Source organism: Catelliglobosispora koreensis DSM 44566 (genome assembly GCF_000379685.1).
Classification (GTDB): Bacteria; Actinomycetota; Actinomycetes; order Mycobacteriales; family Micromonosporaceae; genus Catelliglobosispora; species Catelliglobosispora koreensis.
Genome location: NZ_KB903283.1, coordinates 52,171 through 76,009, shown reverse-complemented (window position 1 = coordinate 76,009; position 23,839 = coordinate 52,171). Strand labels below are relative to the sequence as shown.

General features: G+C 64.6%; 24 protein-coding genes. 11 read left to right on the top strand and 13 right to left on the bottom strand.

Annotated elements, in window-relative coordinates:
* Positions 1–45 precede the first annotated feature (45 nt).
* Entirely contained in the window at positions 46–1,782 is a 1,737-nt protein-coding gene (locus tag A3E1_RS0126030; protein WP_020523724.1) for a substrate-binding and VWA domain-containing protein, read from the top strand.
* Here A3E1_RS0126030 and A3E1_RS0126025 read toward each other — a convergent pair.
* The 4 genes from A3E1_RS0126025 to A3E1_RS0126005 all read right to left on the bottom strand — a co-directional run bounded on the left by A3E1_RS0126025 (position 1,779) and on the right by A3E1_RS0126005 (position 4,339).
* Entirely contained in the window at positions 1,779–2,222 is a 444-nt protein-coding gene (locus A3E1_RS0126025) for a VOC family protein (RefSeq protein WP_020523723.1), read from the bottom strand. The two genes, A3E1_RS0126030 and A3E1_RS0126025, sit on opposite strands and share 4 nt — an antisense overlap.
* A gap of 35 nt (positions 2,223–2,257) precedes the next feature.
* On the bottom strand, positions 2,258–2,905 hold the full coding sequence (locus A3E1_RS42110; RefSeq protein WP_157631741.1) for a glycosyltransferase: 648 nt from the start codon (positions 2,903–2,905) through the stop codon (positions 2,258–2,260).
* Between the two features lie 108 nt (positions 2,906–3,013).
* Positions 3,014–4,006 carry a trypsin-like serine peptidase gene (locus A3E1_RS0126015; RefSeq protein WP_020523721.1) on the bottom strand — a complete coding sequence of 331 codons (993 nt, stop codon included), beginning with the start codon at positions 4,004–4,006 and terminating at the stop codon, positions 3,014–3,016.
* Positions 4,007–4,081: 75 nt separating this feature from the next.
* Positions 4,082–4,339, bottom strand: a complete 258-nt coding sequence (locus A3E1_RS0126005; protein ID WP_020523720.1) for a hypothetical protein — start codon at positions 4,337–4,339, stop codon at positions 4,082–4,084.
* A 78-nt stretch (positions 4,340–4,417) separates the two neighbouring features.
* Between A3E1_RS0126005 and A3E1_RS0126000 the strand changes: the two genes are divergently transcribed.
* A complete protein-coding gene (locus tag A3E1_RS0126000) occupies positions 4,418–5,512 on the top strand; it encodes a DNA glycosylase AlkZ-like family protein (protein ID WP_020523719.1) in 1,095 nt (364 codons plus the stop codon).
* Here the strand turns inward: A3E1_RS0126000 and A3E1_RS0125995 are convergent.
* Positions 5,509–6,609, bottom strand: a complete 1,101-nt coding sequence (locus A3E1_RS0125995; RefSeq protein ID WP_020523718.1) for a DUF4185 domain-containing protein — start codon at positions 6,607–6,609, stop codon at positions 5,509–5,511. The two genes, A3E1_RS0126000 and A3E1_RS0125995, sit on opposite strands and share 4 nt — an antisense overlap.
* Positions 6,610–6,701: 92 nt before the next feature.
* Between A3E1_RS0125995 and A3E1_RS0125990 the strand changes: the two genes are divergently transcribed.
* The gene (locus tag A3E1_RS0125990) at positions 6,702–7,520 is read left to right on the top strand and encodes a hypothetical protein (protein WP_157631740.1); all 819 of its coding nucleotides are present in this window, start codon (positions 6,702–6,704) and stop codon (positions 7,518–7,520) included.
* Here A3E1_RS0125990 and A3E1_RS48035 read toward each other — a convergent pair.
* Genes A3E1_RS48035 through A3E1_RS45100 form a run of 3 tightly spaced genes read right to left on the bottom strand, consistent with a single transcriptional unit; the run spans position 7,510 to position 9,041 of the window.
* Positions 7,510–7,776 (bottom strand): hypothetical protein, encoded by a 267-nt coding sequence (locus A3E1_RS48035; RefSeq protein WP_211215993.1) that lies wholly within the window; start codon positions 7,774–7,776, stop codon positions 7,510–7,512. The two genes, A3E1_RS0125990 and A3E1_RS48035, sit on opposite strands and share 11 nt — an antisense overlap.
* On the bottom strand, positions 7,727–8,326 hold the full coding sequence (locus A3E1_RS42105) for an alpha/beta fold hydrolase (RefSeq protein WP_211215992.1): 600 nt from the start codon (positions 8,324–8,326) through the stop codon (positions 7,727–7,729). The genes A3E1_RS48035 and A3E1_RS42105 overlap by 50 nt, the downstream gene beginning before the upstream one ends.
* Positions 8,327–8,345: 19 nt before the next feature.
* Entirely contained in the window at positions 8,346–9,041 is a 696-nt protein-coding gene (locus tag A3E1_RS45100) for a DUF2690 domain-containing protein (protein ID WP_051105157.1), read from the bottom strand.
* A gap of 126 nt (positions 9,042–9,167) precedes the next feature.
* Here A3E1_RS45100 and A3E1_RS42095 point away from each other — a divergent pair, with 126 nt between their 5' ends.
* Both A3E1_RS42095 and A3E1_RS0125965 read left to right on the top strand, forming a co-directional pair.
* A complete protein-coding gene (locus A3E1_RS42095) occupies positions 9,168–10,319 on the top strand; it encodes a M23 family metallopeptidase (protein WP_020523716.1) in 1,152 nt (383 codons plus the stop codon).
* A gap of 55 nt (positions 10,320–10,374) precedes the next feature.
* Positions 10,375–11,121 carry a carbon-nitrogen hydrolase family protein gene (locus A3E1_RS0125965; protein ID WP_020523715.1) on the top strand — a complete coding sequence of 249 codons (747 nt, stop codon included), beginning with the start codon at positions 10,375–10,377 and terminating at the stop codon, positions 11,119–11,121.
* On the opposite strand, the gene A3E1_RS0125960 is transcribed toward A3E1_RS0125965, so the two are convergent.
* Complete coding sequence (locus A3E1_RS0125960; protein ID WP_020523714.1) at positions 11,108–12,004, bottom strand: GIY-YIG nuclease family protein; 897 nt, start codon at positions 12,002–12,004, stop codon at positions 11,108–11,110. The genes A3E1_RS0125965 and A3E1_RS0125960 overlap by 14 nt on opposite strands.
* 68 nt (positions 12,005–12,072) lie before the next feature.
* Here A3E1_RS0125960 and A3E1_RS0125955 point away from each other — a divergent pair, with 68 nt between their 5' ends.
* Positions 12,073–12,453, top strand: coding sequence for a VOC family protein (locus A3E1_RS0125955; RefSeq protein ID WP_020523713.1), 381 nt, complete (start codon positions 12,073–12,075; stop codon positions 12,451–12,453).
* Positions 12,454–12,462: 9 nt separating this feature from the next.
* On the opposite strand, the gene A3E1_RS0125950 is transcribed toward A3E1_RS0125955, so the two are convergent.
* Positions 12,463–12,804 carry an iron chaperone gene (locus A3E1_RS0125950; RefSeq protein WP_026208851.1) on the bottom strand — a complete coding sequence of 114 codons (342 nt, stop codon included), beginning with the start codon at positions 12,802–12,804 and terminating at the stop codon, positions 12,463–12,465.
* Between the two features lie 22 nt (positions 12,805–12,826).
* Positions 12,827–14,482: a DEAD/DEAH box helicase gene (locus A3E1_RS0125945; protein ID WP_020523711.1), complete on the bottom strand. Its 1,656-nt coding sequence runs from the start codon at positions 14,480–14,482 to the stop codon at positions 12,827–12,829.
* 218 nt (positions 14,483–14,700) lie between these two features.
* Here A3E1_RS0125945 and A3E1_RS45095 point away from each other — a divergent pair, with 218 nt between their 5' ends.
* Positions 14,701–16,104, top strand: a complete 1,404-nt coding sequence (locus A3E1_RS45095; protein ID WP_020523710.1) for a GGDEF domain-containing protein — start codon at positions 14,701–14,703, stop codon at positions 16,102–16,104.
* Positions 16,105–16,139: 35 nt separating this feature from the next.
* On the opposite strand, the gene A3E1_RS0125935 is transcribed toward A3E1_RS45095, so the two are convergent.
* Together A3E1_RS0125935 and A3E1_RS0125930 are read right to left on the bottom strand one after the other, a co-directional pair.
* Positions 16,140–17,273: an MFS transporter gene (locus A3E1_RS0125935; protein ID WP_020523709.1), complete on the bottom strand. Its 1,134-nt coding sequence runs from the start codon at positions 17,271–17,273 to the stop codon at positions 16,140–16,142.
* Between the two features lie 60 nt (positions 17,274–17,333).
* On the bottom strand, positions 17,334–18,242 hold the full coding sequence (locus A3E1_RS0125930) for an SMP-30/gluconolactonase/LRE family protein (RefSeq protein ID WP_211215991.1): 909 nt from the start codon (positions 18,240–18,242) through the stop codon (positions 17,334–17,336).
* 119 nt (positions 18,243–18,361) lie between these two features.
* Between A3E1_RS0125930 and A3E1_RS0125925 the strand changes: the two genes are divergently transcribed.
* Genes A3E1_RS0125925 through A3E1_RS0125910 form a run of 4 tightly spaced genes read left to right on the top strand, consistent with a single transcriptional unit; the run spans position 18,362 to position 23,839 of the window.
* Positions 18,362–20,119, top strand: coding sequence for a TIGR03773 family transporter-associated surface protein (locus A3E1_RS0125925; RefSeq protein ID WP_083929645.1), 1,758 nt, complete (start codon positions 18,362–18,364; stop codon positions 20,117–20,119).
* Positions 20,116–22,326 (top strand): anchored repeat ABC transporter, substrate-binding protein, encoded by a 2,211-nt coding sequence (locus A3E1_RS42085; RefSeq protein ID WP_020523706.1) that lies wholly within the window; start codon positions 20,116–20,118, stop codon positions 22,324–22,326. The genes A3E1_RS0125925 and A3E1_RS42085 overlap by 4 nt, the downstream gene beginning before the upstream one ends.
* Entirely contained in the window at positions 22,323–23,009 is a 687-nt protein-coding gene (locus A3E1_RS0125915) for an anchored repeat-type ABC transporter ATP-binding subunit (RefSeq protein ID WP_040391839.1), read from the top strand. Before A3E1_RS42085 ends, A3E1_RS0125915 begins: the two co-directional genes overlap by 4 nt.
* Positions 23,006–23,839 carry an anchored repeat-type ABC transporter permease subunit gene (locus tag A3E1_RS0125910; RefSeq protein WP_020523704.1) on the top strand — a complete coding sequence of 278 codons (834 nt, stop codon included), beginning with the start codon at positions 23,006–23,008 and terminating at the stop codon, positions 23,837–23,839. The genes A3E1_RS0125915 and A3E1_RS0125910 overlap by 4 nt, the downstream gene beginning before the upstream one ends.

Sequence of the window (23,839 nt, the reverse complement as noted above, 5' to 3'; positions counted from 1 at the left end):
CGGTACACCATACGTGCCTCGCCGACCCAACCGGGAGACATTGACGTGAATACGATCATCCGGCACCGGGCCAAGAACAACCGTGGCTTCCGCTGGATCGCCAGCTTGACCTGCGCCGCATTGCTTATCGCTGCTGGTGCCGTGATCGCGTACCAACGCTACGGGTCTAGCTGCGCGCAGACACCCATCAGTTTGACGATCGTCGTTTCCCCCGATCAGGTAGGGGTAATGGGCCGAATGGCGGCTGACTGGTCGGCGGCAAACACCGAAATGGATGGTCAGTGTCTCGGCGGGATCGCGGTCCGGCCGATGGCACCGGCCGCTGTCGCTACGGCGCTGGGGTCCGGCTGGGACGCTGGCCGCGATGGCCCGCGCCCGGACGTGTGGGCGCCCGACTCGTCGCTGTGGCTTCTGGCCGCGACGGCTGAGGCTAAGGCCGTCCTGCCCGCGTCGGCGCCGAGTATCGCCACCTCTCCGGTCATCATGGCGATGCAGCGGCCGATGGCGGAAGCTTTTGGCTGGCCGGCGAAACCGCTCGGCTGGAACGACCTGTTGCAAGGCTTCATCGGCGGCCAGACGTGGGCCAGGTTCGGCCACGCCGAGTGGGGGCCGATGCGCGTCGGGCTGCCCGACCCGACCTTCTCGACCGATGGCCTGGCCGCGGTGCTTAGCGCGCTCGATCTCAACAACGACAACCGCATGAGTGACGAGGAAATCCTTGGTGGCGTGACGTTTTCGCAACTCGTCACCTCGGTCGCGCCCGACGCGGGAAGTTTGCTCGCGCAGAATCTGCTGGACCAGCCCGGTGCGGTGCCTGTGAGCGAGCAGCAACTGGCCACGTTCCTTGCCGCGCATCCACAATCGACAATGGTGCCGGTGTATCCCAGCGATGGTGTCGCCTACGCCGACTATCCCTACGTGGTCCTCCGTGCTCCCTGGGTCGAGGGAACACGTTCCAAAATGGCGGCGGCGTTCTTGGACTATCTGCGCGGTGAGCACGGTGTGCGTGTTTACGGCGAAGCCGGTTTCCGCGACGTCAACCATGTGCTCCCGGCTAATCCGGTCGTGACCGCGCAACGGGGCTTCAAATCCGAAAAGTCCAGCATCGTGCGCAAGCCGACGCCGGAGTCGATGGGGCAGATGCTTGGCATGTGGGCGGTTCTGCAACGGCCCAACAACGTGCTCGTCGCTTTGGACACTTCCGGTTCTATGAACGCCATCGTTCCGGGGACGGCGCAGCGCAGGCTGGAAATGTTGCAGCGCGCGGCGATTCAGGGGATCTCGTTGCTCAACAACCAGTCCACTATCGGGCTTTGGCAGTTCGCTACTGAGCTGACACCCACGGCCGACTACCGGGAGCTGGTTCCGGTGGGCAAGGCGGGGGAGATGCTCGGTCCGTACACCCGCCGGCAGGCGATGGCGGGCGCGATCGCGGGCCTGCAAGCTGACGGTGACACCGGTCTTTACGACACGATCCTTGCCGCCTATCTGTCGATGTCTGGGTCATGGCAAGCCAAGGCGCAGAACGTGCTGGTGGTCATCACTGATGGCAAGAACGAGGACAAGGCCGGAATCTCGTTGGAACAGCTCACGGAACGGCTCAAGGCCGCAGTGCGGCCAGACCGGCCGCTAACGGTGATCGGCATCGCGGTCGGCGAGGCCGCTGACGCCGACACCCTTGACGCCATTACGAAAATCACCGGTGGCCGCACGTTCGTCGCCCGTGACGACGCCACCGCCATTCAGCAGGTCGTGCTCGCGTTCGCTGGCCGGATCGGTTAGGCCACGCAGAACTCGTTGCCCTCCGGGTCGGCCAGTGTCGCCGCGTAGTGATCAGACGTGGCATCGTCGTGCCTGGACAAAACGCTGGCACCGAGCTGAACGAGCTGCGCGACCTTGCTATCAACCCGCACGCGGCGCTCGCCTAGGGAGACCGAGCGGCCACCGCCGACTTTCAGGTCGAGGTGAAGCCGGTTTTTGATGGTCTTCTTCTCCGGCACGACCTGAAACCAGATAGCTGGCCCGGCACCAGCCGGGTCCACGAGCCGGTCGGCGCCGTCACCGTCGCCGAACTCCTCCTCGGGCACGCCCACGCTGACGTAGTAATCCCGCCAGGTGGCGTGCCCCTCGGGCGGATCTTGCGGGCGGTAGCCCAGCGCGGCCGCCCAGAAAGGGACCAGCCGATCAGGGTCGGCACAGTCGATGACGAGCTGAAATTCCATACCCGGGATCTTGCCCCAAGGGTCTGACAAAGCGCCTACTGGAACTTCTCCGGGAACTGGCCAATGATGCCGTCGCTGAAGTAGTCAGACATCATCAGGATTTCCTGGTAGTAGACATCGTTGTCGGCCACGCTCTGGGCGTAGTCACCGCCGATGAAGCTGGTGACAGCGGTGCTCAGCAGATCCAGGTGCTGGTTGAGCAGGTCCAGCGTCTCGCCGTAAGGGAAGAAGTCCGGATTCGCGTCGGCGAACAAGCGGGCCAGATCCATGGAGTTCTGTCGCCACCTGCCATCGGCCTCAGTGAGTGCGGCCTGGTCGCCCGCCTTGGCCGCCGCGACCACCTCGGTGGCGATCTTTATGTGATCCTGCAGCAGCGCGGTGACTTTCGCTCCGGCCTCTGGCCCGTAGTACTGCCCGACGGCGTTGCCGATGTCTTCCTGATTTTTCAGCAAGCGTTGCGCCGCCGCGTCGGCGTTCGCCGTTCCTAAGATCGCCGCGACATAGTATTCGCGGGTGTACCAGGCGTGATACGACCACTGCTCGCGCATCGCCGCTTTCAGATCCGACGCCTTGTCCGCCGAAACCGCGGCGGCGGTTGGCACATATGCCTGTGCGGGTGCCGTCGCGAACCCCGCGATCACCGCGACTCCAAGCATCGCTAACAACAGCCTCATGCGTCTCATGACTGCCCCCAAGTCACGTTCGCTTCGCGCGCCCGTGCGCACGCTGTCACATCGCAGATACCCGGCCGAAGGCTCACGCCAAACCGGCCGGGCACTTCACCTGCTGGATTAGGGCTGCTTGTTCTTGGCGGCGTTGTAGAACGCGGCCACGTCGTTGTCGAAGTAGGGCCCGTAGTTCTTGTCATCTGGCCCATGCGCGATCACGGAACTGGTGAAGCCGAGCCGCAAAGTGTTGTCGTAGTTGCGGAAGAACGGCCCGCCACTCGCGCCTCCGGTGAGGAAGCAGTTGAAGCCGACTTGCTGGAATCCGCGGGGATACATGCTGCCGACGCAGTGGTACTGATCGGTGCCGTCGTAAGGCGGGTCGGCCGGGTAGCCCATCAGAACCGTGGAACTCCACTTGGAGTAGTTGAAGCTGATACCGTTGCCACCGGCCACGTGCACGAGCTTCTTTCCGCCGAGCTTGTGCACGTTGACGAACCCGAAGTCCCACCAGCTATAGCTTTTCTTGGTCCAGCCGTCGGGAGACGTGTACCAGTAAGCACTCCACATGCCGTCGCTGTAGGAACCGTTGTGGTAGCCGGGCATATAGACCCAGTTGTCGTGCCAGCCCATGCCTTTGCCGCCGTGGACGCAGTGTCCCGCGGTGGCCACCATGTTGCCGGCCGGGTTGTTGATAGTGCTGCCCGAGCAGGATTTGTCGACACCGCTGGAGTTGGTGAAGAAGACCCGGCCGGTGGCCTTGGTGAGGTTGAGGGCGCGTGGGCTCATAGAGGAGCCGGTGAGTGTCGTGATAGGAGTGGCTGGGCGTGCTCCGTCAACGGGTTCACCAACGTTGCCGGGCCGGTCGAGGCGCTCCAGCGCGGGGTCTCCTTCGGACGGTTCGTCAGCCGGAGTGGCTGCCCGCATCCGCTCGGGGGTCCAGTAGGCGGCGAGCAGTGCTTGGGCCTGGCTGGGGTCGGTGATCTGCCGGCCGTGAATGAGGGCCGGGCCGGAGTCGATGGTGTTGGAGCCGGTGACGGCGGCCGCTGCGAACGAGGGTGACGCGGTCACAGCCAGCGCGAGGGCCGCCAGGGCTACGGCGGCGAAGTGTTTTCTCATATTGATAGGAGGGCTGGGGCCCAGCGACACCAATGACTTTCCGCTGTCACGTGCCCGACAGCGGTGCTGCGAAGGCTATTCGCTGAGTTCGGTCAAGATATCAGCCGCGTCGCGGCTGCCTGTGTCGGCGAGCCGGCGCAGCTCGTCAAAATCCTCGCGCTCATAGGCGAGCTCAACGAGCTGGTCGAGGGCGTCCTGGCTTCCGGTATCGGCAAGCCGGCGCAACTCCTCCATGTCGCCACGTTCACCTGCTAGCTCGACAAGCTGCCCGATGGCATCGGTGTCGCCGTTGGCGGCCAGCTGCCGCAACCGGTCGAGGTCCTCTTCGGTCATGTCATGAAGCTTCGCATGCCGTGGCGAAAAATCCGTTCGAAGCACGCCCTGCCGATCACGCGCGGCTAGTCTGTCCGGGTGACGGTCCAGCTCACGAGACAAGAAGCCCGGCGTATCGCGATCCGCGCGCAGTTGCTAGCTGAGCCGCGTCCGGCGGACCTGGTGGAGGTCGTGCGCAGGCTCACGCTGCTGCAGGTGGACCTCACGCCGGCGGTCGGGCCAAGTGCGGACATCGTTTTATGGAGCCGACTGGGCTCGGATTACAAGCCTGCCGATCTGGAAGAAGCCGTGGGAAACCAGGCTCTGGTGGAGCTAAAGGGTTTCCTGCGCCCGGCTGAAGACATCGCGCTTTACCGTGCTGACATGGCTGACTGGCCGGGGCGCGCTCCGCTGACGGACTGGCAAGAAGACGTCAGGGCCTGGGTTGAGGCCAACAATGGCTGCCGGCTCGACATTCTGGACCGGCTGCGCCGCGACGCCCCGCTGGCGGCAAGGCAGATCCCTGACACGACAACGGTCGCGTGGAAGTCGAGCGGGTGGACCAATGACCGCAACGTTGGGCGGCTGCTGGAGTTCATGGAGTCGCGGGGCGAGGTCGCCGTCGCGGGACGGCAAGGGCGCGAGCGTGTTTGGGATCTCGCCGAGCGAATCTACCCAGACGACACGGTGATCCCTGCCGATCAAGCCGAGCGGCTGCGAAATGAGCGGCGGCTGCGAGCTTTGGGCATCGCCCGGGCCAAGACCACGAGCATGCCGGGCGAGCCCGGGGACGTCGGCGAGACTGGGGAACTAGCGGCCGTTGAAGGTGTCCGCGGCACCTGGCGTGTCGATCCTGAGCAGCTCGGCCAGACGTTTAGCGGCCGCACCGCGATTCTGTCCCCCTTGGACAGACTCGTGTTCGACCGCAAACGCATGACCGAGCTATTCGAATTCGACTATCAGCTGGAGATGTACAAACCAGCCGCGAAACGTCGCTGGGGCTACTTCGCTTTGCCTGTGCTGCATGGCGACCGGCTCGTCGGCAAAGTCGACGCCGCCACCGGTCACGCCGCCAAGGTGTTACGCGTCAACGCCATCCATGAAGATGTCGCGTTCACTAAGGCCATGGCTCACGGCGTACACACGGAGATTGAATCTCTTGCTCTTTGCCTTGGCCTTAAAGCCCGTTTCTAGACGGTGCCGGCGTATTGGCTCATGTGATAAGCGTAGGAAGCGCCGTTGGGATGGCGTTTCCACGTCGACACCATGAGGTGCAGGCCGTTGGGTTCCGTGGTGGACCAGGGGTGGATGAACCCACCGTACAAACTGGACTCTTGCGCCCAGGTGACCTGGACCTTCTCGGCTGTCCAGACCCGGTCAGGCCCGGTTGCCTTGCGTGTCACGATGTTTCCGGTGGCGGCGTTCAGGTAGGCCATCACCCAGGTGCCATCGCTGAGCCGGCGCACGGAAGGTTCACCGAAACGCCCGTGCAGAATCGGGGTGGGCGGACGGCCCCAGCCCCAGTTGCTGCCATTCCAGCCCCAGCCTTCATATTCGCCAGGCCAGAACATGCGATCCCAGCGCACGCGGCGCAGCATCATGCCGCCGTCTTGCCTGCCCGACGGAACGGAGAACACGTAAACGAAATCGCCGTCCCGCTGCATCGTCCACATTTGGAAGGGATCGGAGTTTCCGCTGTTGTTCCACCATTCCAAGTTGGTACGAATGAAGTCGTTGCCGTTATCGGAATAGGCCAGCCCCGCATAACGTGACTTCCACAGTGAATTGCGCGGTCCAGCGTTCCAATGCTCGATGCTCATGTACGAAATGAGCTGCCGCCCAGTTTCAGGAAAACTGATGCCGTCATTGGGAATGACGGACACCTCGAAGCGGCCCTCGTGGTCTGGGCCGTTGTGGCCGTTGTGCATCAGTTCCGGAGCGCGCCCGTTGCCGGCGACCCGGGCAGCGCTGTCGAACACGACGCCACCGGCCGCGCCCGGGTGAACGTTGGACCGCAGCATCACTGGTGATCGCCAGTCCTGTCCCGTTTCCGGCCACGGGGTGCTGAACGTGTCGCCAAACAGGTAGCCGATGGAACCGTTCTCCAGCACATAGGGGATGCCGAGATCGGTGCCGCCTACCTGCCACCGCCACGCGGTGTCCAAATCGGCCCCGGTGAGCCGTTTGCGGAAAGTCGCCGCCTGAGCGGCCTGTGGTGCGATGACATCAGGCAGAACCAGGGCTGCCAGCCCGGCGCCGGCGACGGTCCCGATCAGTTTTCTGCGGTCCATGCTGCCTCCTACGGCTCGTTGGACGCAGCATAGAGCAATCGATTTCTCACGTCCATACACGACTCTTTACCGCGTTTGAAACAATGACGCTCATGAACCCCTGCCCGCCCGTCGCGTGGAATGTCGTGCAAGCGGCCGAGAGTCTGTCCTCATTGGCCGGCCTGATCGCCGGCTTCATGCTCACCGGCCTGATCGTCCTGCTGGTGGAACGCCGGCGGCACTTTCATCCGATGCTGGTTCCGGGTCTGACCTTATTCTTCTCTGGCTTCATCAGCCTGGGGCTCAACGCCTATGTGTTCGCTCTCGTGTCCGGCGAAGCGCCCGGCGCGTGCCGCCGGATCTGGACGGCGGCAGCGGTGTCGAGCGGCATGCTGGCCACCGGCGTGATCGCCGCTGTCGGTGGGGTGACGTTGCTGATTCACGCGTATCTGGCCGCCTTGACGGACAAGGCTGAGGACGCCGAGCACGAGAACGCCGCCTACCAGTTCGGGTTGCTGCGCCGCCTGCTGCGTGGTGCCTTCATCTTGTGCACCGCGATGGTGATCTCACTCGTCATGGGACGGCACGTGGAAGCGCTCTGGGTGTGGGCCAAAGACGATGTGGTGCAAGGGTTTCCGGCTCTTGTCGTCGGCGCGGTCGTCATCGCCGCGTCGCTGCTCGCGGTCACCTTGTTCCGGCAGCGGCGCACGGGCCACGTCGACCCGTGCCGGCGCCTCTACGCCGGGGCGACGATCGCTGTCACACAAGCCATCGTCGGCACTGTCCTTTTAGGATCGTTGCTCAGTTTGACCCGTGGCAACTGGGAGTCACAGGGACCGTGGTGGGGCTGGGTGATAGCGGCCGAGGCGCTTGTGCCCCTAGCCGCGATCACCTTGTTTGCCATGGGAGTCACCCGTTTGATCAAGCGCTAGCCGTGGCCCAGCTTCCGGATGTGCCGGCGTCGAGGAACTTGAGCACCACGTCGAGCACGAGCTCCGTGCGGGCCAGGCCGAAGAAGTGCGTCGTTCCGGGGAAGACCGCCAGCTGCGAGGCGGGGACGCCGGTGAAATCGCCGTTGACGTCTCCGCCGCGCAGGCGCAGAAACTTAACGGCGTGATCGAGTTTGACCGCGTCGCAGTCACCGACCCGTGATGAGTGTCGGCGCTGGGTATCCGGCGATGTCGGCATCGGAGAATCCGGCCGCGCCTTTGTCGTACGAGCCGAGTTTGTTGAGCAGCTCCTGCAACTTTTCCGGATGTGGCGACTTGGCGAGGTAGTCCTGCTCCATCGGGGTTCCCGCGATCATGTCGACGGACATCTCCCCGACGGCGTCACTGTTTTCGTTGCGGTCGCCATCGGGGTGAAACGACACCGACGAAGCGATCAGTTTGCCGACCAGGTCAGGGTTCTTGATGGCTAGGTACAGCGCGACAGCGCCGCCGACACTGAACCCGAAGATGTCAGCCTGCGCCACGCCCAGATGCTGAAGCAGGCCAACGACGTCGGAGGCGAGAGCGGCCGTGCCCAGGGGACGGTCGATGTCATTGGTGCGGCCGTGGGCCTGGGAGTCGGTCGCGATCACTTGCCGCGTCGCGGCCAGCGCGGGGAGCAACTCGGCGAATTGCAGGTCGATGTTGAACAGTCCACCATGGAGCAACAGCAGCGGGGTTCCACCTGTGCCATGGATCTCGTAATACATGTTGAGGCCATTTACCGGGGCATATCCACTTTTTGTCACGCGTGCAGCTTGGCGGCACCTAGGGCAGGGGCAGCCGGTTGCTTTCGCCGGTCGCGGCTAACGCGTCGTCGATGTAGATGTGCGCACGGGCGAATAGTGGTCCGGTGGCTGTCCGTAGCAGATCGCTCCAGTGGTAGTCGAAAACGTAGCGTGAGCGGTAGGACAGCTGCGTGCCATCGGTTTCGCGGCATACCTGCACGTCGATGTCTACGGGCTGCCTGGTGGCAAGGTGATCCAGCGACGAGAAGCCTTCGAAGCGGCACCAGGCCGCTCCCGTGGCGGGGGAGTATCGCAATTGGACCTGCCCGAGGATCAGCCTGCTGTCCGTCGCGACACGCCTGGCGTGCACGGTGATCGCATCGGGACCGCAGCCCGCCGCGTCAGGATCGATGCCGTCGGCTGGCGGCTCGTAAGGGAAAGCGGAGTCTGGCGTTGGCGCCTCACGCAGCTGTAAGCCCTGCTGGATCTCGTGCCACCGGGTCTCCCATCGCGGCACGTCACCACCGCACGCCTTGACGTATCCGGAAAGGACAGCCAGCGTCGGCAACGCCTGTCCGCTAGCCGCTTGTGCTAGTGCTGACCGTGAGAAATGCACACGTGCGGCCATGTCGCGGTAACTCGGGTTACCGGCCCGCGCCCGCAACGCCCGCAATTCGGCGGCGAACCGGCCCGCGAGACCGGCCGCCGGATCTAGCGGCTTTTCCTTCCTCCCCATCCATGCCACCTCCCCTGGCAGTGATACATATAAATTGTCCACGGACATTGATGATCTGGCTAGACGGCCGTGGCCGGGCGCATTCTCGTTACGAACCGCTGTCCTAAGACGACGGAAGGAACGCAGATGAGAATCGTTTTGCCAGCGTTGGCTGCCCTGGCCCTGACCTTCGCCAGCACCCCGGCCAGCGCCGCGCCGTCTGATGTCAACGATGCGGTCGCCGCGATGCTGCACGAGCGTGCGGCCGGCATCGCGGCGGCGCAACGAGATCAAGCTCAGGTCAATGTGCGGCGCCAAACAGGACGATGGGCCTTCGGCACCGCGGTGATCACCGCGCCAGCCAGCGAGGGCGCCGTCCCCACCGGCTGGCTTTTCCTAGCCCAAAAATCAGCTGGTACCTGGAAAGTAGCCTTCGAGGGAGACACAGCCTTCGCGGCGATGGCCAGCGGCAGCCCCGTGCTGTCCGCGCCGGAGCAGGGTCTTCTTGCCGAGTCGGGCCGCCCGGCGCCGTCGCAGGCCAACGGTGACTATCGCACCGGGATGCGGCTGCCGTTCGCGGTCGGCCAATCGTGGTGGATGGGAGGCGGACCGCACGGCTGGGCTGGCTCGAACACGCCGTGGAGCTCGATCGACCTGTCCGGCGGGGACGGCAGGGTGCTGGCCGCCCGCGCCGGGCTCGCCTACACCATGTGCGGCAACGGCCGTGGCTGGATTCGCGTCATCCACGATCGCGGTTACTCCACGGACTACTACCACCTGTTCAACAACATCGCCGCCAATGGGCTGTCCGTTGGCGAGGGAACGTTCCTGGGCAACATCGGCACCGACGTCTCGTGTGGCGGGTCAGCGAGTGGGGCGCATGTGCACTTCGCGTTGCGGCAGAACAGTGCCTACGTGGGCATCGCCAACCACAACCTGGGCAAGTGGGTGCTGCAGAACGGCGGTGCGGCGTACCAGGGATCGGCTTTGCATGGCAGCGCCCGCGTCAACGTTGGCGGAAGTCTTTACAACTACGGTGCTTTGGGCTTCACCCAGGGCATCATTGACGCCAACGGCGGCGGCACGGTCAACAAGCGCAGTGGCCCTGGCACGGGTTACGGCGTTGTCGGCAGCGTCGCCGATGGTGTGACGGTTACCGTTTCGTGCTCGGCTAACGGCACGACGCACACCGGCCGCTGGGGCACCACGAGTTTGTGGAACCGGCTCAGCGATGGCACGTGGGTCAGTGACGCGTTCATGTGGACCGGCGTGAATAGCGCCCTCAACGGTTTCTGCTAAAGGCGATGGCGGCCACCGCTTTCGCCAGCGGTGGCCGCCGCACTAGGCTCAGCGGGTGCGAGTCGGTGCGTGCCAGACACCAGAGTTCCTCGGCGATGCCGAAGCGGCACTCGCGTGCATCGAAGATTTCGCTCGCCAGGCGGAGGCTGAAAGTGTTGACCTGCTTTTGTTCGCGGAGTGTTTCCTGCAGGGCTATCTCACTGACCTCGGGCACCTCAGCCGGCATGCGCTGAACCTGCGGTCCACCGCGTTCGCTGCCGTGCTCACGCGGCTGTCCGTTATCAAGCCAGTGCTGGTTTTCGGCTTGATAGAAGAAGACAACAGCCGGTACTACAACACCGCTGTCGTAGTGTCGCAGGGCTCGCTGCTCGGCAGCTATCGCAAGACTCACCTTGTCACCGGAGAGTCCGCGTTCGACAGTGGGCGTTCCTTTCCCGTCTTCGAGGTGCACGGCATTCGCTTTGGTATCAACATCTGTTACGACACCCAATTCGCCTCAGCCGCGGCGGCGGTTGCCGCACAGGGCGCGCAGGTGCTGCTCGTGGCGGCGCAGAACATGATGCGCCGTGATAACGCGGAACACTGGAAAGACCTGCATCACCAGATCCGGGCGCAACGCGTGCGGGAAACGGGCATGTGGCTGATCTCAGCCGACGTCACCGGTGAACGCGATGAGCACCGCATTGGCTACGGCCCCACGAGCGTCATCAACCCTGAGGCCGAAGTCGTGGCGCGGGTTCCGTTGCTGCGCAGGGGAATGGCGATCGCCGACATCCCTGTCCCGGCTGTCACAGGGAGCTGAGTTTGGCGGCTAGCTGGGCATTCAGCTCAGCGAACTCTTGCCATTGCGGGGGAGTGGCAGCCACCTTCGCGCTGGCTCGCTCTTGACTGCACGCCTGCGTGCGCCAGCCGACGAGCCGTCCCGCGGCGACCTCGAAACGCACGAGTGTGCCGGCTGCCCAGCCGTGAAAGATCGCGTCATAGGGCTCGAGCGCTGTGACTCGCTGCGGTGAGGTGATCCAGTCGAAGGCGATGATCTCCTCGTGCAGCTGACCGGCCCGTTCGAAGTTGAGTTCCGCAGACGCGGCGTCCCGCAGCCCGACAAGACGTTGCCGGGCGGTGGCGACCGCTTGTGGTTCGCGGTCCAAAATGGTGCACAGCGCGGAGACAAACGAGGGGCGGTCTTCCTGGCGTACCAACAGTTTTTCCGCCATCTCACGCTCGGCGTCGCTGAGCCGGTCACTCGTGTAAGACAGCGGAAAAAGGCGATGTAACGCGGAAACGGCCAGTCTCGTGCGCGTCCCGCTCAGATAAGGGCCAAACGTGGTGTCCGGGCCAGGAGTGAACGAGACCTTGATGCCCGGCCGGCGCGCAGAGGTGTCAAGCGTGATGACAACAGAAGACTCCACCCCGCCCAGCATCCGGTTCCACGTCGGGCGCGAGTGCTCCAGGGCGTTGCGTTCTAACCACGCCGCTTCATGTTCCGAGGCGCACAGCAAGACGTCGATCCGGTCGATACGGGTCACCATGCGCCGCAGGCGGGGCCGGTCACGCAGATCGCCCCAGTAGGACGCCACCCGGCGGCGCAGATTCACCGCCCGCCCAATGTAGAGCGGCCGGCCATTGGCGTCGCGGAACCGGTAAACGCCCGGCCCAGCCGGCAAGTGCGCACGTGCGGCAACCATCACCTTGCCATGCTAAAGCGGGGTCAAGCGGAGGTGATTCGTCGTACCCGTGGGGTAAGGGTTTGAGTATGGGTTTGCAACTAAACGCGATCGCGCTCTTTGTCGCCGATCTGGAACGGGCCATCTCCTTCTACGAGCTGCTCGGGCTCAAATTCACTGGTGAGGGGCCACACCGCGACGCCGAACTGTCCGGTGGCATGCGGCTCATGCTCGATGAACACGACATGGTCAAGGCTCTGATCCCCGGCTGGGAGACGCCCACGGGCTCGGCCCGGGTGGCGTTCGCTTTCGAATGTCGCGGCCCGGCCGAGGTGGACAAGCACTACGCGAGTCTGACCGCGGCCGGTGCGCAGTCTGTCAAGGAGCCATACGACGCTCCGTGGGGTCAGCGTTACGCCACGGTCAGCGATCCTGATGGGAACCTCATCGACCTTTACGCCCCGCAGTGATCTGCTGCGCTAATCGATCTCGGCCATCCGGTGCCTGACCATCGCTTTGATGGCGGCATCGGATGGGGGACTGTCCGGGGTGAACCGGACCGTCCCCTTGGAGATGTCGAAGCCGTCGAGATGCTCGCGTGCCGCATCAACGGCGGCTGGGCTGAACGGGAAGACGCTTAGATGCGCCTTGGCCGCCTTCAAGGCGAGCAAAGGCTTTCCCTTGTACCGCAAGGCCGCCATGCCGTAGCTCGTGCCCTGCTCGGTGTCCGGGGCGAGCTTTACCGCGACGGCGTAGATGTGTCGCGCCGCGCTGCGGTAGGCGGGATCGAGGCCAGCTAGGTAGTCATCCACGGCGCCCATTCCGCCACCGTAGCGGATGAACTTAGCGGCGGGGGCGTTTACCAGCGGCGTCGCGTTCACGCCGGATGGTGGCGCGCTTGCCTTTGATCGCGGTTTGGCGCATCGCCGCGATGACTTCGGCTGCCGCCTCTTCAGGCACTTCGACGAGGGAGAAGCGGTCGGCGATCTCGATGCTGCCGATTTCGCGTCCCTTCAGGTGTGACTCGCCGGTGATAGCGCCGACGATGTCCTGCGGGCGGATGCCGTTGCGGCGGCCCAAACCAACGAACAGTTTCGTCATCCCCTGCGCGGGGCCACGGCTGGGCTTGCCGCGGCCCCGTTCGGCGCGCTCCGGGTCCTCTTTGGACTCAGGAATCTCTTCCTCGTCAAAGTCGCCGCCGCTCATCGACTGGTGCGCCAGCTTCACGGCGGCCAGGGCGACCTCCATCAAGTCGAACTCGTCGGTGAGCGTTTCGACCACGGAACGGAACGTGTCGAGGTCGTCTTCGATGAGGTGTTCCTGGATCGCGGCACGCGTCAGTTCCAGGCGCTTGGCGCGCAGGTCAGCGACTGTGGGCATCTTCTCGACATTGATGCGCTGGCCGGTTTCGCGCTGAATCGCTTTGAGCATGCGGTGTTCGCGAGGCTCGGCGAGCGTGATGGCCGAGCCTTCGCGGCCCGCGCGGCCAACGCGGCCGATTCTGTGCACATAGGACTCGGCGGCCGACGGCACGTCGTAATTGATCACGTGCGTCAGGTGCTCGACGTCGAGCCCACGCGCGGCGACGTCGGTCGCGATGAGGAGGTCGGCGGTAGCGTTGCGGAGCTTGGTCATGACGCGGTCGCGCTGGTCTTGGCTCATGCCGCCGTGCAGGGGCTCGGCCCGGTAGCCGCGGGCGTTGAGCGTTTCGGTCAGCTGGTCGACCTGCTCGCGTGTGCGGCAGAAGACGATGGCGGCCGCGGGGGCTTCCAAGTCGAGGATGCGGCCAAGTGCGGCGGGCTTGTAAGGGCGGGCGACCACGTAAGCGCTTTGGCGTACCAGCGGTGCTTCGCCTTGAATGGGTTTTACCCGGCCCATTTCGATACGGACGGGTTTTTTCAAGTGGCGCTTGGCGATGCCGTCAACACGGGCGGGCATGGTGGCGGAAAACAGAACGGTTTGACGTTGCGCCGGAGTCTCTTTCAGAATGGCTTCGATGTCTTCGGCGAAGCCCATGTCGAGCATCTCGTCGGCTTCGTCGAGGATCACCGTGCTCAGGCCGCTGAGGTTCAGCGTGCCGCGTTCGATGTGGTCCAGGGCGCGGCCCGGTGTCGCGACGATGACGTCGGTTCCCCGCCGCAGCACCTGAAGCTGCCGGCCGATGGGCTGGCCGCCGTAGATCGGCAGAACGCGTGCGCCTATGTCGCGGCCGTAGCGGTGAAACGCTTGCGCGACTTGGATCGCCAGCTCCCGCGTAGGCACCAGAACCAGGGCCGCGGGTTCGTCGCCGCGCCCTTCGGCTAGGCGGTTGAGAACAGGTAACGCGAACGCGGCCGTCTTGCCGGTTCCTGTCGCGGCCTGGCCCAGGACGTCGTGTCCTTCCAGCAGCACGGGGATGGCTTCGCGCTGGATCGGCGTCGCCTCTTCGTAGCCTAGGGCCGTCAATGCCTGCAACAGTTCAGGACGTAGCCCAAAGCCGTCGAACCCGGTTGCCGTCATGGCCTAGATCCTTCCCGATGCCGTCGCCGGTCTTCTTGCACAAGATTCTCATCTTCCCGCATAAGGCGCTGGTTTCTCCAAACACGCCCGGCGAGGCACGCCGGATTAGGGGCTAACGAACGCGACCCGCGGTGACGTCCGGACTGATCTGCCAGCTAAATGGCCTTTTCGTGGTAATTCAGACCGGCTGACACGGTAGGGATCTTACGGTGGAGCCAATGGCTGCCATGAACCAGGCCGAATCGGCGGCCGCCCCGGCTGGGGTGGTCGCTGTCTATGCCGCCATGTCCGTTTTGGCGGCCGCCGTGTACTTGTCCGTCCCGTCCTTCGCCCAGAACATGATCTTTATGAGCGCGGCATGGGCGGCGTTCCTGTGGGCGGCGGCCGCTCTCTACCGGGCGCCGAGCAGCCACAGCGCGCCGCTGGCGTTCCTGGCGGGAGCGTTGCTCTTGGGCAACCTCGCCGGGCTGGTGCGGCGCTTGCCGCAGGCCTATGCGGAGCTCTCCGGAATATTGCCGCTGGTGGATGCGGTGGGCAACCTGCTGTTCCTGATGGCGGCGCTCACGGTGGTGTTCCGCCGCGGGCGCAATGACCTTGGTGGCCTGCTTGAAACGATGATCTTCGTGGTGTCGGCTGGCGCTCTGCTCTGCGTGACGCTGGTGGTGCCCAGAGCGCGCGGCGGCGCGGGACCGATCTTCACCGCGGTCACGATCGTGTTGCTGTGCGGCGTGCTGGTGGCGCTGATGCGGCTTTGGCACACCGCGCACACCCACCGCCGGCAGCTTGTCTCGCTGATCGCGGCGGTCACCCTCGGCCTCGCAGGGCAGTTCTTGCTAGCCACCACCGGCGCGCGTTTCGTGCCGGTCATCCAGTTGCTGTTTATCGGCGCGTACACAGCGGTGGGGCTTTTCGCCGCTAGCCCGGCCGCCAATCAAGTGGCCGGCCCGGGCCCTCCGCCTGAAGACCATCTCACGCCCGCACGGCTGGTGTGGCTGGGCCTCGCGGTCGCTGCGATGCCTGCCGCCGCTATCTTGCCCACGGTCATGGGGCATAAGGCGAGCACCATTCTCATCGCCGTATGCGGCTGCCTGATCGCCGCGCTCGTCATGTTGCGCATCGGCATGCTGGCGACGTTGCGCCGTCAGGCCGAAGCGCAGCTTCAGCATTTGGCCGACCATGACCCGCTGACGGGAGCGCTCAACCGGCGGGCTTTTGAGACGCTGCTGGCCAGTGCGGTGACCGCCGGCCCGTGCGTGCTGGCCTACTGCGACATCGACCGGTTCAAGGAATTCAACGACCAGCACGGCCATGCCGCCGGCGACGAGCTGCTGTTGCAGATCACCAAGCGCATGCGGGAGTCGTTGCGCCCCAGCGATATTCTTGGCCGCATCGGCGGTGACGAATTCGTTGTGCTGGCGTCAGCCGCGCCAGAAGCCGCGCCCCTGATTGAGCGCCGGCTGCTGGCCGCGTTTGCCAAACCCGTTCGGGTAGCAGGCGTTGACGTGACGGTGGCGATGAGCATTGGCACCGCCGCGAGCGACGGCGTGTCCTCTAGTGCCGAGCTGCTTCGCCTGGCGGACAAACACATGTACGAGAATAAGGGCGCCCACAAGAGCATATGACTGGCGGAACAGGGGCATGAAGGCGAGCACCCGTCCTAACGCGACCGTCGCGCGTTGGCGAGGGTCAGCGTCGCCGCTATCAACGCCAATCCGGCCATGACGGCGAACGCGGTGGCGATGCTCGACCACCGGGCGATCAGGCCGACGACAACGGGGCCACCACCGAGGCCGAGGTCGACGAAGATGCTGAAGGTGGCGGCCGCGGCTCCGCGGTGCCCAGTGGGCAACCTGCTCATCATGATGCGGAAGAACGCGGGCGTCAGGAACGTGATTCCGACCGCGAGCACCGTCGCGCCAGCGATGAGCCCTGCTGGCATCCGCCAGGCGCTCATCACGACAAGCCCGGCCCCGCACAAGGCGAGCGCCACGGCGGAAAGCCGCGCAGGCTGGTACCGGTCGGAAAGCTTGGCAAACAACAGCCGGCATCCAATCACGACAATGCCGTAGACGAACAACACTGGCCCTGCCCCGCCAAGGCCAACTTCGCGCGCGTGCAGGGCGGCGAAACCCAGAAAGCCCGCGGCACCGGATAGTCCAGCGAGGAAGGCGAGCCCGGGCGCGATCAGTTGCCCCGGCAGCAGCGGCACTGACGCCGTGTCCGCAATCCTTTGCGGTGAAGGGACTTTGACCGCGAGCACCGACGCGGCAAGGCCGAGGCAGGCGGCACCTATCCACGCCGCCCGGAAGCTGCCAACGTCAAGCAGCCACTCGCCGAGCGCGGGGCCGATGGCGATGCCGAGGTAAAGGCCGAGGGAGTTGTAGCTCAGCGCTTCGCCGAGCCGGTCCGGCGGGGCGATGTCAGCCAGTGCGGCCATTCCGGCGACGAAGAACATGGCTTCGGCTATGCCGAGCAGAACCCGGAGCACCAGAAGCGCGCGGTAGTTGGCCACGAACAGATGCGCGGCGGCCACGATCGTGAACAGAATTCCTCCGTAGAGGAACAGGCGCCCGCTGCCCAGGCGGTCGGACATCCGGCCAGCGATCGGCCGCAGCGCCAAAGCCGTGAGGCTGAACGCCCCCACAGCGACGCCCACACCAACCGGTCCGGCGTTGAGGCTTCCGGCGGTGAACAACGGCACCACCGGAATCATGATGCCGACCGCGATGAAGTAAGCCAGCTCCGCGAGCGTCAAGGCGACAAACGCGGGCGTCAGCAGCCGCTGGGCCACCCCTTCACCTTACCGTCCTGATCGCCGCGCCCGGGCCAAGCCGGGCGCGGCAAGGAGTGCTTAGGCGTTGACGAGCACGACCTCGTATTCGTCTGCCGTCGGCGGAAGCCCGGTGTCGAACTTGGCGTTGACGACGGCGAGGATATCGCCGAACAAGGCCGCCGTCGCCGGGATCTGGAACAGGCCGCTGGTGATGGTCTTCTTGAGTTCGCCCGCGGTGAAATCTTCGTTGAGTTTGAACCGGGTGACCTGGTTGGAGAAGTTCTGCACCACCCAGATCCGGTGTCCATCTAGGACGATGCCGTCGTTGTTGGGCACGCTGATCCCCGCGATCAGCGCGCTCGCCCCCGAAACCGGGTCGACGGTGTAGAGCTCACCCTTGCCTGTGTGGCCGACGATGAGTTTCTTGCCATCGCTGGTGGCCTGGATGCCGTTGAGGTTGAACTGGCCCACGATGTCGGCGGCCGGCCCGGTCAAATTCAGCGTGGTGAACTCGCCAAGGTCGCCGTAGCCATCGATCGGGACGAAGTAGAGTTTCGGCGCTGCGGTGTTGGTGAACCAGGCTCCGGTGCGGGTGATGGCGACGTCGTTGATGAGTGCGTTGTCCGCGGCTGCGAACTGGTACGTGGCAACGGTTTCCTTGGTCTTCGTGTCGTAGACGTAGGCCTGGCCGGTAAAGCCGCCCGCGACGAAGAGCAGATCATGCCGTTTGTCGAACGCCATGCCCACGGCTTGTCGTCCTGCCGGGACGTCGATGAACAGTTCGGCGGTCTTGTCTTTGACGTTGCCTTTGAAGATATCGCCCGCGAACAGGTCACCCGCATAGAAGGTGTTGCCGTTGCCCTTGGCGATGCCTTCGGCGGAAGTCGCTCCGGGTAGGACGATCTCGACGTCGGCGATCTTCGCACTCGCGGGCTGTGCCGCGGTGGTGATGCTAGCCAAAAGGAGCAGCGGCAAGGCTGTCCGCATGACGCGGTTAATAGTCTGCATAGCCTGCTAACTGCCGGGAACGGGCCGTGGTCGCGGTATGAGCACATTCATCTATGCGTTCTTGTTCATGTAAATGAAAACCATTATCGTTTGCGCTCATGAGAGCTGCTGCCTTGAGGCGGTGCCTAGTTTTTGCTGCCCTCGCGGCGATGACGTGGGCGCTGACAACCATTCCGCCGGCCGATGCTGACCCGCCCACGAGCCGCGCGCGGACCGTCCTCAACGACGTACACACCGACACCATCGACGTGCGATTCCAGGACGGTCAGCTGGGGTTACAGACCAGAATCGGGAACGCGCCCTATTCATACGCCTCGGCGAGCGAGGTGATCTTCCAGCTCAAGGACATCCCCGAGGCGGCGATCGCGGTACCAGACGATCCAGCCTTCGCGTTCCTGGGCCAGCCCGGGCAACCCCTGTGGCTAGCGCCCGAGGTGCAGGACTTCTCGCTGCTGTTCGCCGGCTGGAACACCGAGAGCATCGCGCCAGGCGTCTTCGACGGTGACGTCGTCGACCTGGAACTGACCGGGATGCACGGACCAGGGCGGCTTGAGGCTTTCCAAAGTGGATCGTTCGGCGAACCGCAACGCATTTTCAGCTCGTCCGATAGCGGCTTCAAGATGTTGCGCCAGCCGGTGCACAGCCACGCGCACGCCAACTGGGCGTTCTCGGCGCTCGGGCGCTATGAGCTGACATTCCAAGCGCACGCCACGCTTGCGGGCGGAGCGCAGGTGCACTCCGCTCCTGTCACCTACACGTGGTTCGTTGGCGGCACCACGGCAGCCGACGTCACACCCATGGCAAGTGGCACACACCTATCCGCTTCCGTCAACGGCTCGCAAGTGGAACTAACGGCGGCGGTTGAGCCCTCCACGGCAAAAGGCTGGGTGGAATTCTTCGACGGGTCCACGAGTCTCGGCAGTGCAGCGGTCCCCGCCACGCTGACAGTCACCCTCGCGGCGGGGGAGCACACGCTCAAAGCCCGCTTCATTCCCTTATACAGCAACGACTATAGCCCTTCAGACGCCGACCCGGTCACGGTAACGATCACCGGTGGCGGAGGCGGGCAGTCACCAACAACGTCACCAAGCCCGAGCGCTAGCCAAAGTCCGGCGCCTACGCCCACCTCTCCCGGCACGTCTGCGGTGACCTCTACAGCCGCGTGCGTTCCCTCCAACAGCCACGTGCCGATCCTTAGCGACGGTCACGCGGACTACGGCACGCGAATTGTCAACGGGCGCCTGGACTCGGCGGTCAAGGACGGAACCGTCGCCGGAAAGGTAACGTGGCGCGATCCGTCCGAGGTGGTCCTTCACGTCAAGCCGCAGGCGGCCAAGACGCTGCCGTCCGGTTTCGGCTTCCTAGGTGCCGCGGGGACAACCGTTTGGCAGATCCCGCAAACGCAACAGAGCGGCGTGCTGTGGCTCGGGTGGAACACCGAAGCCATACCAGGCGGGCAGGTTGAGTGGACCCTGACGGGCGTGAGTGGCCCCGGGCGGTTCGCGTTATACGACTACGACCCGTTCGGTTCGCCGGTGGTTCATTTCAATAGCGGGGACGGGCTGCCCGACCGGTTCGCCCTCAACGCGGGGACGCATGCTCACGGGACGTGGGCGTTCACGAAACAAGGCGTCTACCGGCTGACATTCACGCAAAGGGCGGGATCGCTTAGCGACACCGAAACACTGACCGTCGTGGTTGGAGATACCGACCCGCGTCCGCATGCTCTGCGTACGAGCGGTTGTGGCTTGCCACGTACGGGGTTGTGGCTCACCGGTGTGCTCGGCGCAGGCGGCGGGCTGTTAGCCACCGGGACGGTGCTCGTCGTGCTCGCGCGGCGGAGGTCCCGGAGATGATCAGACGAGCACTTGCCGCGATGCTGCTGGTTCTGTCGGGCTGCACCGCGCTGGCCGGTCCTGACGACGGGCAGACGCGCGTCGTCACGACCACGGAGATTCTCGCCGACCTGGCGAGAAACGTTGGCGGCGAACGAGTCATCGTCGACTCACTCGTGCCGGCCGGCGGTGACCCGCACTCCTATGAGCCCACGCCAGCCGACGCGGTCAAGGTGAGCAAGGCCGACATGACGTTCACGAACCATTTGCTGCTGGAGGAGCATGCGCTCATCAAGGCCATCGACGCCAACGCTCCTGCGGGTGCGCCGAACGTGTCGCTGGCGGAGGCATCGGAAACCTATGGTGCCAACGTCATTCCGCTCGTGGAAGACGTCGGGCTTGACGTGATCTGGCTAGGGCTGGCCGTGCGTGGCGACGGCAAAGCCCTCGGCGCGACCCGTGCGTCTGACATCAGCCTGTCCGTCTCCGAGGTGGACGGGCCGGGCGCGATGATTGTGTATTTGACAGGAGCGCTCGGCGAGCCCGAGGTCTATTTCAACTCCGCCGACGGACTTGACAGCAGGGATACGGTCTCTCTGCCGCCAGCCGCGCACACCCATGTGAACTGGGCGTTCACTAATCCGGGCCGGTACGACGTGACCCTGTCCGCCGCGTTTGGTGACGTGTCCTTGGGGCAGGCCGTCTTCACATTCGCCGTTGGTGTCGACCCACACACGGCTGGAAAACCCGTGGTACTCAGCAAAGGCCACACCGACCTGGCCGTTGATGTGGACAGCCGCCAGATCTACGCCTATTCCGACGCCGTCAGTGGCCGTAAACAAGACGCCCTCAAAGCTAGCGACATCGTCATCGAGGTGCCGAACAAGACGCTGGAAACCGTTCCCAGCGACCAGAAGTTCATGTTCCTCGGCCCGCCCGGCACGCCAATTCACCAGCTCCCCCAAGCCGTGCTCGGCAAGCATGTGCACGGCGAAATCGACCCACATCTGTGGCAAGACGTAACGAATGTCAAGGCTTATGTGCAGCTCATCCGCGACACGCTCAGCAAAACTGATCCCGCCGGGCGGGACTATTACGACGCCCGGACTCGCGCTTACCTCGCCGAGCTCGACAGCCTCGATGCCTTTGTCCGACAAAGCGTTGACGCGATTCCTCATGCCCACCGGCAGCTCATCACGACGCACGACGCGTTTGGCTATCTGGCTGCCGCCTATGGCCTGACGGTCGCTGGGTTCGTCGTGCCCAACCCCGCCCAGGAACCCAGCGCCGAACAGGTCCGCCGCCTCACCGAAACCATCCGCAACCTCAACGTCCCCGCGGTTTTCCTTGAGCCCAACCTCGCCCGGCGGGCTGCTGTGCTCACTCAGGTCGCGGCGGACCAGAACGTCAAGGTGTGCAAGCTTTACGGCGACTCGTTCGACGCCTCGGCCCGAACTTATGTGGCGATGATGCGCCACAACGCGACCGAGTTGCGGGCCTGCCTTGGTGACTCAGGTGGCCGTGGCGGGTCAGCGCCGATCGTGCTGAGCGAGGGTCACGTCGACATCGGGCCGCGTTTCGTGAACGGACAGTGGCGCATCCAGTTGCGTGACGACACGGCGGACCCTCCGGCATGGCGTGGACTTGGCGACGTCGTCCTGTACGCGGGCGACAACGCCCAGATCGAGATCCCCGACGATCCGCGGTTCGGCTTTCTTGGTACGCCCAAGGAAAAGGTTTGGCTCTTCCCTCAAGTCGAGCGGCCCGGAGTGTTGTGGCCCGGATGGAACACCCAGGACCCTGAGGTCGCCACGGGCATCAAACGTGACATGACCTGGCGCCTGCACAAGGTGACCGGCCCGGGGGCGATGGTGCTGTTCGTCAACGGCTCCTTCGGCGAACCGCAAGTCGTGTTCCACAGTGGACAGACGGTGCCGCAACAGTCGGCCGTGGAAGCCAACACTCACGTGCACGGCAACTGGGCTTTCACCAAGGAGGGTCTCTACCAGCTCGATATAGAGATGGCAGCGACCGGAAATGACGGTGCCACCCTGACCGATCGGCAGACCCTGACCTTCCAGATCGGGGATGCCATCAGTCCTTCGCCCACACAAGCAGCTCTGGCGAAGCCCGCGCCGTCTGAACGCGACTGGACTCCTGTCATCGTCGTGACCGCGTGTGTGCTGGCTGGTCTCGTGGTGTGGCTTTTGAAACGGCGGCTGGCATGAACCTGCTGGAAGCAACCGATGTCAGTGTGTCGCTTGGCGGTCGGCAGGTGCTTCAAGATGTCAGCCTGGCCGTGAAAAGTGGGGAAATCGTGGGGCTGATCGGGCCCAACGGCGCCGGCAAGACAACGCTCCTGCGCGCGATGCTGGGGCTGGTTCCGGCTGCGACAGGACACTCAGCGCTGCGTGCTGGGGCCGGCTATGTCCCGCAGCGGCACGAGTTCGCCTGGGACTATCCGATAACCGTTGGCAACGCGGCACTGTCGGCGCTGACGCGCAGGACACAGTGGTGGCGTGGCTACACGCGGCAGCAGCGGGCCGCCGTCGCGGGCGCACTGTCGCAAGTGGACCTGACGCCCCTGCGTGACCGGCCGGTGGGGCAGCTGTCCGGCGGGCAGCGGCAGCGGGTCCTCGTCGCGCGAGCGCTCGCGCTCGAACCCGGCGTGCTCCTCCTGGACGAACCGTTCACGGGACTGGATGTGCCGACGCAAGAACTGCTGACGGCGTTGCTGCGTGACCTTATGGCACAAGGGAAAGCGGTGCTCATGACGACGCACGACTTGAACATCGCGGCCCAGCTGTGCACGCGAATCTGTCTGCTGAACGGAATTGTCGTGGCCGACGGGGATCCATCGTTGTTAGACGACACCGGTGTGTGGCTCAAGGCTTTCGGAATACGGCGATGATGGACGTCCTTTTCGAGCCGTGGCAACACGTGTTCATGCAGCGCGCGCTGATTGTCGCGGTCGCCTCCGCGGTGCTGTGCGGGGTTGTGGGCACGCATGTCGTGTTGCGGGGCATGGCCTTCATCGGTGACGCCGTGGCGCATTCGGTGTTCCCGGGCGTCGCGATCGCCTTCGTGCTGCAGCTGAATTTGGCGCTCGGTGGTGCGACAGCGGGGATCGTCACGGCTGTCGTCATCGCTGTCACGTCACAGAACCGCAGGCTGAAGGAGGACTCGGTCATCGGCGTCTTCTTCGCGGCCGCCTTCGCCTTGGGCATCGTGGTGCTCAGTGGTGCGCCCGGTTATGGCGGTTCTCTGGAGTCGTTCCTTTTCGGGCAGATTCTCGGAATCTCCGACGCTGATGTGCGCACGGTGCTGACCGGGGGAGCACTGGTCCTGTCGGCCGCCGCGTTGCTGCACAAGCGTTTTGTCGCCGTCAGTCTCGACCGGGAAACGGCGCGTGCGTCTGGGCTCAACGTCTGGGCGATCGACGCGTCGCTCTACATCATGGTGACCATCGTCATTGTCATTTCACTGCAAGCGGTCGGCAACATTCTCGTGCTCGCGATGCTTGTCACTCCAGCCGCTGCCGCGAGACTGCTGACCGACCGGCTCGGCGTGATGATGGTGCTCGCCCCGGTCATCGGGGCAGGTTCTGCTGTCACCGGCCTATACCTGTCTTACTCCTACAACCTGGCCGCCGGCGGCCTGACCGTGCTTGTGGTCACCGCGGTATTCCTCGTGTGCTGGCTAATCGCGCCGAAGCACGGGCTGCTGACGCGACTGGTTTAA